The sequence below is a fragment of the Pontibacterium sp. genome, assembly GCF_964228735.1.
In the GTDB taxonomy this organism is placed as follows: Bacteria; Pseudomonadota; Gammaproteobacteria; order Pseudomonadales; family Balneatricaceae; genus Pontibacterium.
Genome location: NZ_CAXRBQ010000176.1, coordinates 1 through 10,574, shown reverse-complemented (window position 1 = coordinate 10,574; position 10,574 = coordinate 1). Strand labels below are relative to the sequence as shown.

Here is a 10,574-nt window from a genome sequence, read left to right as displayed (position 1 = left end):
AAGCGGTCGTCATGGTTGATGAGTCGGTGCATCTCTACAATACACGACGGCCTCATATGGCCTTAAAATACAAAACGCCCGATGAGGTACATCGGGCGTTTTTAACCTGAAATAGTGTCAACCTATATCAGGACAAGACATGACTAATCGATGTGGCCGGCCATGTAAAAGCCGAGCAACAATGACGTCAGTCTACCGTTTTAATGTTGATTGCATGCGTTCCCTTAGGACCCGCAGATGTTTCGAACTGAACGGTCTGCCCCGCTTTCAAGCTTTTGTACCCATCCGCCACTATCTTTGAATAGTGTGCAAACAGATCCTCGTTATATTCTGGTGAAACGATAAACCCAAATCCTTTGGCATTGTTGAACCACTTAACCGTGCCGGTATGCATCTTTATACTCCCCTCGTGCGTTCTGGCCTCACGCACGACCTCACTACGTTGCAGTAAGTTCTGCCGCTACAACATCGCTTCAGCAAACCCATACTTTCCAATAACCCGCCAAATAAAAACGAGTCAGTTTCTAATACTCTGCCTTAAGATTTATTCACGCGATCTCAAGGCATCAACATCGGTAAAAAGTCACATCCGTTGGCCCTGTTAAGGGATTTTACCTACTCACTTCCTCATATAAGTAGTTGGTTATGAGTTCATTGTGTATAGGAAAAATTCCTAAATTAGCTCTGAACTAGACTTTTGGACAGGAATGCGCTCGCTTAAACAGGTGAAATACATAATAGACCAATTTCATAACTGCCATAAAAGACCTCTCTTTTTACTCAGGTGCCAATCACTATGCTTAACTGGATCTAAGCTACGGCTTCCGACACCGATAGCATCGCTGATAACCATAATCCATCAGCAACCGCGTCTAGAGGACACATCAGATGACGGTCGAACAGATCATCTTTTTTATCCTGGTCATGATCCTCGGGAGCTATACACAGACGGTTACCGGTTTTGGTATGGGGATGATCGTGCTGGGTTTTGTCGCGCAATTTGACCTCACATCCATTACCTTTGCGTCAGTCATTATCAGTCTGATGATGCTCGCGAACGGTTCTATCGCCTTAAAAGGGAAAATCAGCATTATTGACCGCCCTGCGCTGACCTATGCACTTATCGGTCTGGTACCCGCACTCATTGTGGGCGTCTTTCTTTTGACGTATTTAAGCCGTGATTTCGCGCGCATTCTGCAAGGTATTCTGGGTGGTGCAATTTTTATGGGTGGCGTGTTCATCATGCTCAAACCCGAGCCACTCAAAATACGTAGTGGAAACCTGTCGTTCAGCATTGCAGGTGCCACCGCAGGTGTACTGGGCGGCCTGTTCAGTATCGCAGGCCCGCCTCTGGTGTATCAGTACTACCGTCAGCCATTTACCTTGGAGAACATCCGGCTCTCGCTGCTGGCGATCTTCCTGATGATGAATATCGGTCGTTTGATCGTGCTCGGGGCGCAGGGAGAACTCACCCTGGATATGCTTTGGATCGGGTTGCTTTGTGTGCCTGCCGTCTCTTTTGCCACCATTGCCGGTCGTCGTTGGCCACCGCCGGTCAGCGATAATACGATGCGCCGAATCGCGTTCTTGTTGCTGGTATTGATTGGCATTAGTTTAATGCTGACGGCCTAGCGCGACATTGCGCTCCTACCTGGTCAAGTTTTGAGCAACTCCCAAACCTGAGTGCTACCCTTGGTTATGTAAGATCCTTTTAACGGGAGAGGTAACCATGAACACGTTTACAATCGAATCCTGGTGTAAACCTCCTGGCGCTGAGAAATCAACGCCAATGGGATTAATCAGCTTCAGGGTTGGTGAAGACTACCGCTTGCAGATGGAAAATCTCGAAGAGCGTTTGGCCGCCAGTGACGAAACACAAGCCGATATCTCTGTGCGGATGTCCACACTTGAGCTTAAAACACCGGATGAGTGCGGTGAGCTGTCCGACGCGCAATTCCATGTGTTTGTTAAGAAGCACGACAAACGGGGCCACTTTTTCCTGAAAGGCCATCGTAAATCAGACGACGCGTTGATCTACTCTAACGCCGTGATGGTGGATGAGTTGGGTTAGAAGCGCTTTAAGGTAAAACACGTACGGGGCCACGTTACGCAAAGCGTGGCCCTTTTTGGTTTACGGCGTCTAGCTGACTACGGGTATCGATATCAATAGCAGCTGATGGCATCTCCAGTTCGACCACATCTAACTGCGCATTTGTCAGCAATGCCTTTGCCCCCCTCTCACCTTTCATGAGTAACAGTTCGGGAAAGAGCTCTTTGCAAAACAGCGCTGGGACACCACGCGTGCCGTTGGATTGTGCGCAGGCGAGCTGGTGATTGCCTAGCTTGTCTATCAAAGCTTGCAGCTCGGAAGCATCTATTTCGACCTGATCAGCGAGCAGAATAAGAATCCCATCACATTGATCCGCCAGTTGAGTCACACCAAAGCTGATTGAGTTGCCTAAACCCCGAATCCACTCTGGGTTAAAGATCAGATCACATGCAGGAATAGTTCCCTCTGTTCTCGCACGGTCCAATGCTTCATGCCAGCGTCCGGTCACCACTATACATCTCGCTGCGCTCAACCGCGCAGATTTGTCCAATACGTGTTGGATCAGCGGTTTACCGTGCAGATTTGCCAGCTGCTTGCAGCCGTTGAACCGCTTGCTCTCACCCGCCGCCATGATGAGCACACCCAGGTTTGAGATGCTCACGCAGCAAGCTCTCTTCGAACCACACCAGAAGCAGGAATAGTCTTGGCTTTATAAAGTACCGAATGACATTCCGACAGAATCGACAGGGCGATACTTTCCGGTAGTTCGCCACCGATATCTAACCCCGCAGGACCTGACAAAGGCTGTCGAAGATCACACTCCGCTAACCCCGCGCGCTCCATCACCTGCTGTTTGCGGTGCACCGGTCCCAACAACGCCATAAACGTCAGCGACACGGTGTTAAGTTGCGCCAACGCCGCGGCATCCAGGGATATGCTATGCGACATCATCACCGCTGCATCCACCCGTTGCTGCGTCACAAACTCCGGTAGGGATTCGACCGGATCGCGTAACAGCAGATCCGCATCCATAAAGAACTCTTTGCGTGCATTTGCCGGACGCGGATCCCATACCGACACTGTCCAGCCGAGTTGCTTCGCCATGGATACAACGGGGCGCGCATCAATACCACCACCGACGACGAGCAGATGCGGATCAGGCGTCACAGGTGTGATCAGATAGTCGGTGCCCGTTTTATTCTGAATCCAAGCTTGGGGTTTCCGGTCCGAAGATACGGCTTTAGCTACATATTCCGCCCGAGCACTGCTAGTAGCACCGCCAGGTATCGGTTGGATATACTGGCCAGACTCACGTTTGATCAACGTTTCACGTAACTGATCCAAGCACTGGTAACCGTTATCTGCATGCACCGGTGTCAGCATGATATAGACGGTACCACCACAGCCAATACCCAATTGAAACGACAGGTCATCTTCATCACTGCCGTCGTAGCACAGCGTGACCGGCTTGCCGGTTTGCATCACTCTACGTGCATACACCTGTATATCCGATTCCAGACAGCCGCCGCTCAGCATGCCAAATTGCTGCCCGAAGCTGTTAAACAACATCATCGCCCCAGCTTTGCGATAGCACGGCCCTTCTGTTTTATAGACCGTGCCCAGTACCCAGTCGCAGCTATCCCGATTTGGATACCACACGGCCAGTAGATTTGAGAGTTGGTTTGCCATCATCTGGTCTCCCGTCAACGATCCCTGACTTCATAAAGACAGGGATCGTTGAGCTATGGGTTAAAGCATTATGCGAGCTTAAGGGGGAGTTTGTTAAACTCCTGACCGGTGAGCGTATAGAGTGCGTTTGCAACCGCCGGCGCGATTGGCGGCGTACCCGGTTCGCCCACACCGGTAGGTGCCTCCGCGGACGGTACGATGTGTACCTCCACGTCCGGCATCTCGCTGATACGTAACACCTGATAGTCGTGGAAATTGGACTGTACGACCGCACCCTTGTCGATGGTGATTTCACTCATCAGCGCCGGAGACAGGCCATAGCCAATGCCGCCCTCCATCTGGGCTTTGATTATTTCCGGGTTCACTGCAAACCCGCAATCGACGGCACACCAGACCTTCTCAACCTTGAAGCCGCCGCCCGACTGGAGTGACACCTCCGCGACTTGAGCAACGTAGCTGTTAAACGACTCGTGAACCGCAACACCCAAAGCACGACCTTCTGGCAGTTTGCGTCCCCAACCTGCCTTTTCAGCGGCCAATTTCAACACGCCCTGGTGGCGCGGATGCCCTTTCAGAAGTTCCATGCGCATCGCAACGGCATCTTTGCCAGTCGCTTTTGCTATACGATCGATAAACACCTCAGTCGAGAACGCCGTATGGGTATGACCTACAGAACGCCACCATTGCACCGGTACTGGCACCGATACGGTATGCAGATCAACTTTCATGTTTGGAATCGCGTAAGGCAAGGTAGCTGCGCCCTCTACAGAGGTCGCATCGATGCCGTCTTTCACCAGGAACGCTTCGAATGCGGTGCCTTTGAGGATCGACTGACCAACGATGCGCTGTTCCCATCCAATCAGGTTACCGTCCGCATCCAGGCCGCCACGGATGGTGTGGTAATACATCGGACGGAAGTACCCTGCCTGAGTATCATCTTCGCGGCTCCACACCAGTTTCACCGGAACACCCGGTTTCGCCTTGGCGATATTGACCGTTTCCACCACATAGTCAGAATGCGGGTTCGCACGGCGACCGAAACTACCACCCGCAAACAGCATGTTGATCTTCACCTGCTCCGGTTTTAATCCCAACATCTGTGCAACCACTGCCTGGTCACCTGTGTTCAACTGCTCACCGTTCCAGATCTCGCATCCATCTTCGCGCACCTGTGCCACACAGTTCATCGGTTCCATGGTCGCGTGGGCAAGGTATGGGAATTCAAAGTCAGCTTCGATCACAGTCGCCGCAATTGCCAGCGCGCTTTCGGTATCACCGTCATTACGGGCTACAGCCCCCGGCGTTTTCGCCAGTGCTTTATATTCAGCCATCAGATCAGCAGAGCTTTTAGCCATCGCCTGGGATTCGTCCCACTCAATCTTCAGCTGATCACGTCCTTTCTTAGCACTCCAGTAATCGGCTGCCAGCACCGCAACACCGGAAGGAATACCGATCACATCTACGATGCCTTTCACTTGTTTCGCCTGGGTCGCATCGAATGCTTTGAGCTTGGCACCAAAACGCGGCGGATGGGCAACCATCGCGGTCAACATTCCATCAAGCTTTATATCCTGGGTGAAGATGGCGCTACCGTCGGTCTTACCCACGTCTTTGCGAGAGACCTTACGGCCAATCAGCTTTAAGTCGGCTGGTTTCTTCACCGTCAGGTCTTCGTATGCAGGTACGGGCTGACGTGCAGCCGCTTCTGCTAATTCACCAAATGTAGCGCTACGGTTAGAGCCCGTATGGCTAACCACACCGTCAAACACGGTAATTTGGCCTACCGGCACTTTCCACTGCTCGACGGCGGCGCTGACCAACATGGCACGTGCTGTAGCGCCCGCCATTCGCATCTGTTCGAAGGAGTTGGCAATTGCGGAGCTACCACCGGTGCCCATTGCTCCCCAGAACAGGTTTTTGTACTTGGCGGTATCGGTTGGTGCACCCTCTGAAATCACCTGATCCCAGCTGGCATCCAACTCTTCGGCGACAAGCGTCGCGAGACCTGTATAGGTTCCCTGCCCCATCTCCAGGTGTTTGATCGCCACATACACCTTATTATCGGTGCCAATCTTCACAAACGCATTGGGCTGGAATTTGCCATCATCACTCACCGAAACCGGCGCTTTTTTCTCAGATGCATTAACACCCGGCAGATTCATCGCCAACACCAAACCGGCACTGGAGCCGGCAACCAATTTAAGGAAACCACGGCGACTGGTTGGCATCGAGTTCTGCTCTTTCTTCATTCGATTAAACATCACACTTACCCCAGTTCTTTAGCTGCTGTTTTGATGGCGCTACGGATACGTACATAAGTGGCGCAGCGACATACATTGCCCTGCATCGCTGCATCAATCTCGTCATCGGTAGGATTTGGATTGGATTCGAGAAGCGCTGTGGCGGACATAATCTGGCCGGACTGGCAGTATCCACACTGAGGCACCTGCAGTTCGGTCCAGGCATCCTGCACCGCTTTTGCAGCCTTGGACTGAACACCTTCAATGGTGGTGACCTGTTTGCCTACCGCTAAAGAGATTGGCGTAGAACAGGAGCGTACTGGCTGCCCATCAAGGTGCACCGTACAGGCGCCGCACAGGGCCATGCCACATCCAAATTTAGTACCGGTCAATTCGATATGATCACGAATCGCCCAAAGCAATGGCGTATCCGGATCGGCGTCCACTGTGTGGTTAACACCATTCACGTTAAGTGTGACGGACATGACAGAATCCTCTTATTTTCGATCGAGATGGCTTTCGAGAGACATTGTTCATTTAATATGGTCTCCAATGCCGTTCAGACGTTATCGAGATCCTCCGAACTACTTGCACAAAACTCCGAAACCGCCTTTTCAGAGTGGAGAAAATCGCAAGTGCAGTGCCATAATTCTCTTGCGAAACGGTTCATTAACTGGAGTTTCTACGTGGTATTCAGCTCAGACATTGCACGCACCATCGCTCAGTTCGCCCCCGCAGACGGCATCACCGAAACGTCGATTCCCGGCCTTAGGCTTTACCGTGCGTCAAACCCCGTGCCGCGTAACCCTGTGGTCTATCAACCCGCGATCTGTCTGATTGCCCAAGGCGGCAAACGGATCTACTTCGGTGATGCAGAGCGCAGTTATGACCCGGACAACTACCTGATCAACTCGGTGACCATGCCGGTGGAAGCAGAGGTGATTAACGTTGAGGAAGGCAAACCCTATCTGGGCTTGAGCCTCGATATAGACAGCTACTTGGTCAGTCAGCTGCTGATCGATATGGAGCAACAAAACTCCATTCCGCTTAAGGAAGCCGATGAGATCATTCTCTCCACGGCCACCACTGACCCGCTGCAAAACAGCTTTCAACGCTTGTTGAACTGCCTTGCAAATGAGATGGATCGGAAAGTGCTGGCGCCAACCATTCGGCGTGAGATCTTCTACGAGGTACTTAAAGGCCCACACGGCGATATTTTGCGCAACTGCGTATCGAACCATGCCGGTGCCAACCTCATTGCGCCAGTGGTGCATTACATCGAAGAGAATTTCCACCAGCCGCTGGATGTAGACACCATCGCCCGTTTCGCTGGAATGAGCAGTTCCACGTTGCATGACCACTTTAAGCAGATCACATCGATGTCGCCGATGCAGTTTGTGAAAAGCCTGCGACTGCACCGCGCCCATTCACTGTTACTGAGTGGAAGTCAGGCAACAGAAGCCTCCTATCAGGTAGGCTACAACAGCCCTTCCCAGTTCAGCCGCGAGTTTAAACGATTCTTCGGTGCGCCCCCGAAAGAAGTGCAGGCGTTAGCGGCACGTTGATCAGGAGACTTCGGTTACGTTGGTATTGGTTGGAATCGCGGTGGTGTGCTTGTACTGCTCCATCGCAAAGAAGGTTCGAAACTTCACGACGTTTGGATCGTAGTTAAGCATACGGTCACACAACGCCGCATACTCCTTCATATCTTTCAGGTGCATCACCAGAATGACATCCGCCTCGCCGGTTACCGAGTAGGCTTGGGTGATTGCCCCTTCCTGCTGAATCTTCTCAATAAACTCCAGCCGCGCCTCTGTGCCGTGACGCTCCAAACTCACTTCCACAATCCCACACAGGGACCGATCAAGCTTATCCGGATCAACGAGCGCGACCGTCTGGGTGATCACACCATCGGCCTTCAGCTTCTGCACGCGGCGCAAACAGCTGGACGGTGAAAGGCTCAGTTTTTCAGCAAGCTCCACGTTCGAAAGTGACGCATCCTGCTGCAATATCTCGAGAATTCGACGATCGATGTCATCCATTGCAATCTTTACTCATTTAGCGAGGCTTCAATGCAATAATAAACCAGTTTGGCAAAATTTTTGACCACACATTCGAGGGGATTTTAGATAGCATATATCCATAGAGCTCAAGTACTTAGGAATAGATCTTTATGTCGCTGTTGATTGAAAGCGCCAGGTCGGTCGTAAAGGATTCGTTCGACCTGTTTTGGTCACTGTTAAAAGTGATGGTCCCGGTAATGATCGCGGTGAAAATCGCACAGGACCTGGGACTGGTTGAAAGTCTTGCCCAGTGGCTCAGCCCACTGATGTACATTGTGGGTCTGCCGGAAGAAGCCGGTCTGATCTGGGTAAGTGCGCTGCTGGTTAATATTTACGGTGGTGCCGCGGTGTTTATCGGCTTGATGCCGGACCTGCAGTTGACCGTAGCCGATGCAACGATTCTCTGGTCGATGGTGCTGATTGCCCACGCCCTGCCCGTTGAGCAGCGTATCGCCCAGAAAGCCGGTGCCAGCTTTTGGGGTACATCAGCACTGCGGTTCTTTGGTGCCCTGGCCTACGGTGCCATTCTTAACGCGATCTACAAAGCCGGTGACTGGTTACAGCAGCCGCTGGAACTGGCATGGCTGCCGCAGCTGGAAGACACCAGCAAAGCGTCCTGGAGTGATTGGGCCTGGAGCAACATTCAGTCGCTGTTCTGGGTATTTGTGATTATCTTTGTGCTGCTGGTAGTGCTGAAGTTGTTCGACATCCTGAAGATCAACGACCTGCTATCGAAGATGATCACACCGGTGCTACGCATCATGGGTATCGAAGGTCGTGCCACCACACTGACCATGTTTGGTACCCTGCTAGGCCTGACTTACGGTGGTGCACTGATCATCAAAGAAGCGCAGGCCGGCCACGTCGCCCACAAAGATATTGTGTTGTCGCTCTGCTTTATGAGCCTGTGTCACAGCCTGATTGAAGACACGCTGCTGGTAATGGCGCTGGGCGCGGATATCAGCGGTGTACTGTTCGGACGCTTTATCTTCTCGGTAATCGTCGTGGCGATGATTGCCGCATGGATGAAGCGCCGGCCACAACCGGTCGCCAGTAAAGCCTAAGCATTACCAAGCACGATAGATTCTCCTGAAAGGTGCAATTGTGGTTTGATTGCACCTTTCTTTTTAGCTCTTCTTCCTTACCTTTCTACCCTACCTCTCTTCACGCCTTAGCGACTCGCTTCATCTGCCAGACACTCACCGCAGTAAGTACACTGAAGAACAGTGGATCCGACCAACCAAAACCCACGAATATGCCTTCAAAACACGCGCGGAGCGTAATTACCTCACCAAGCAGGTTGGTCCAGGCACGCGCAGCCAATACCGATCGTTGCACACTCACTTCCTCGATCTGCTTTAACGTCCAACCGATGATCGCCACACCTCCCAGGAAAATACTGGTGTGCTGTGACAGGAAGCGACCGTACTGGTCGTTTATCTCAACCCCATACAAGGGCCACAACTGGTCAGGTAGAAAATACAGGCCCAGCGCGAACAGTGCGTAGATAGCACTGTGTGCTGCAATAAATACTCGGTATGTCATCATTACGCCTCGTCGTGATTAAGCTGGGCGCGCGGTCAGCTGAGCACGGTTGATCAGACTCAGCGGCTCATTGACGCTATAGCGATCAACGCTGATATCGGTCGCCCCCATCTGACTGACACGGGCGCTGTGCATGGAAATGTAGTTTTCGGCGGATTGCCCATCCTCAAACAGATAGATCCCACCAGCACGTCCTTCCTTCTCGTTCTCAGTCCAGATCTTCCAAACCAAACCCTCGGTGTTGTTAATGTCGTGAGCCAGACCATCCAGCGTATTGGACATCTCTTCACCCCAAGGGCCGTTCATACCAAAACCAAAATGCACAACAATCATCACTTATCTCCTCATCGTCAGTCGGTTTAACCTGTGTGATAAGGACTATTATCTGTAGATATACTCCGCATTAAAGTTCATTATTTGCCCATTACCTGTCGAATATATTGACCATGAAGCTAAAAACCACCCTCGAACAATGGAACACACTGATTGCCGTTCAGGAGTCAGGGAGCATCCAGGCTGCAGCCAACTCACTCAACAAAAGCCACACAACACTGGTTTACGCGATCAAAAAGCTGGAAAGCCAGACCGGCGTCGAATTGATTCAGATTGAGGGCCGCCGGGCCGTGCTGACAGACGCAGCCAAGACACTGCTGCGCAGGGCTAAACCGATGGTTGAGCAAGCCTCAAACCTGGAACGTATCAGCCAACAGATCTCTAAGGGGTGGGAGTCTGAGGTACTCATCACAATCGACCATCTCTGTGATCGCAGTTGGATATATCCTGTCATTGCAGAGTTCGGCGCATCCTACCCAGGTACATCGGTACAGATTAGGGAAACCTCGCTTTCGGCTACTCAACGAGTAGTGGAGGAAAGAGCCGCTGACATCGCAATCGTAAACATACCAATCACGGGCTTTCCCGCCGAAGCATTTGGATTGGTGACAATGGTGTTGGTGGTAAGCGAACAGCACCCGCTGGCCAGCAAAG

Annotated in this window: 14 protein-coding genes; 6 read left to right on the top strand and 8 right to left on the bottom strand. The window is 51.9% G+C overall.

Going from position 1 to position 10,574, the window contains the following annotated elements; translation table 11 throughout:
• Positions 1–110, top strand: a 110-nt coding sequence (locus ACEQ15_RS18700; protein WP_370277170.1) for an integrase core domain-containing protein, incomplete at its 5' end; no start/stop codon positions are given.
• A 77-nt stretch (positions 111–187) separates the two neighbouring features.
• On the opposite strand, the gene ACEQ15_RS18695 is transcribed toward ACEQ15_RS18700, so the two are convergent.
• Positions 188–394 (bottom strand): cold shock domain-containing protein, encoded by a 207-nt coding sequence (locus ACEQ15_RS18695; RefSeq protein WP_370280775.1) that lies wholly within the window; start codon positions 392–394, stop codon positions 188–190.
• A gap of 494 nt (positions 395–888) precedes the next feature.
• Here ACEQ15_RS18695 and ACEQ15_RS18690 point away from each other — a divergent pair, with 494 nt between their 5' ends.
• A complete protein-coding gene (locus ACEQ15_RS18690; RefSeq protein ID WP_370280774.1) occupies positions 889–1,632 on the top strand; it encodes a TSUP family transporter in 744 nt (247 codons plus the stop codon).
• Positions 1,633–1,729: 97 nt separating this feature from the next.
• Positions 1,730–2,071 (top strand): hypothetical protein, encoded by a 342-nt coding sequence (locus tag ACEQ15_RS18685; protein WP_370280773.1) that lies wholly within the window; start codon positions 1,730–1,732, stop codon positions 2,069–2,071.
• 34 nt (positions 2,072–2,105) lie between these two features.
• On the opposite strand, the gene ACEQ15_RS18680 is transcribed toward ACEQ15_RS18685, so the two are convergent.
• The 4 genes from ACEQ15_RS18680 to ACEQ15_RS18665 all read right to left on the bottom strand — a co-directional run bounded on the left by ACEQ15_RS18680 (position 2,106) and on the right by ACEQ15_RS18665 (position 6,464).
• Positions 2,106–2,681, bottom strand: a complete 576-nt coding sequence (locus ACEQ15_RS18680; protein WP_370280772.1) for an NTP transferase domain-containing protein — start codon at positions 2,679–2,681, stop codon at positions 2,106–2,108.
• A gap of 26 nt (positions 2,682–2,707) precedes the next feature.
• Positions 2,708–3,742 (bottom strand): XdhC family protein, encoded by a 1,035-nt coding sequence (locus ACEQ15_RS18675; protein ID WP_370280771.1) that lies wholly within the window; start codon positions 3,740–3,742, stop codon positions 2,708–2,710.
• A gap of 65 nt (positions 3,743–3,807) precedes the next feature.
• Positions 3,808–6,000, bottom strand: coding sequence for a molybdopterin cofactor-binding domain-containing protein (locus tag ACEQ15_RS18670; RefSeq protein ID WP_370280770.1), 2,193 nt, complete (start codon positions 5,998–6,000; stop codon positions 3,808–3,810).
• 5 nt (positions 6,001–6,005) lie between these two features.
• The gene (locus ACEQ15_RS18665; RefSeq protein ID WP_370280769.1) at positions 6,006–6,464 is read right to left on the bottom strand and encodes a (2Fe-2S)-binding protein; all 459 of its coding nucleotides are present in this window, start codon (positions 6,462–6,464) and stop codon (positions 6,006–6,008) included.
• Positions 6,465–6,665: 201 nt separating this feature from the next.
• Between ACEQ15_RS18665 and ACEQ15_RS18660 the strand changes: the two genes are divergently transcribed.
• A complete protein-coding gene (locus ACEQ15_RS18660; protein WP_370280768.1) occupies positions 6,666–7,544 on the top strand; it encodes an AraC family transcriptional regulator N-terminal domain-containing protein in 879 nt (292 codons plus the stop codon).
• Here ACEQ15_RS18660 and ACEQ15_RS18655 read toward each other — a convergent pair whose 3' ends face one another.
• Positions 7,545–8,021: an Lrp/AsnC family transcriptional regulator gene (locus ACEQ15_RS18655; protein WP_370280767.1), complete on the bottom strand. Its 477-nt coding sequence runs from the start codon at positions 8,019–8,021 to the stop codon at positions 7,545–7,547.
• Positions 8,022–8,152: 131 nt separating this feature from the next.
• On the opposite strand from ACEQ15_RS18655, the gene ACEQ15_RS18650 reads away from it, so the two are divergent.
• A complete protein-coding gene (locus tag ACEQ15_RS18650; protein WP_370280766.1) occupies positions 8,153–9,106 on the top strand; it encodes a hypothetical protein in 954 nt (317 codons plus the stop codon).
• Positions 9,107–9,206: 100 nt separating this feature from the next.
• On the opposite strand, the gene ACEQ15_RS18645 is transcribed toward ACEQ15_RS18650, so the two are convergent.
• Both ACEQ15_RS18645 and ACEQ15_RS18640 read right to left on the bottom strand, forming a co-directional pair.
• Positions 9,207–9,590: a hypothetical protein gene (locus tag ACEQ15_RS18645; RefSeq protein WP_372530387.1), complete on the bottom strand. Its 384-nt coding sequence runs from the start codon at positions 9,588–9,590 to the stop codon at positions 9,207–9,209.
• A gap of 15 nt (positions 9,591–9,605) precedes the next feature.
• Positions 9,606–9,920: a monooxygenase gene (locus ACEQ15_RS18640; protein WP_370280764.1), complete on the bottom strand. Its 315-nt coding sequence runs from the start codon at positions 9,918–9,920 to the stop codon at positions 9,606–9,608.
• A gap of 113 nt (positions 9,921–10,033) precedes the next feature.
• Between ACEQ15_RS18640 and ACEQ15_RS18635 the strand changes: the two genes are divergently transcribed.
• Positions 10,034–10,574 (top strand): LysR family transcriptional regulator (locus ACEQ15_RS18635; RefSeq protein WP_370280763.1); only part of this gene is annotated, 541 nt, incomplete at its 3' end.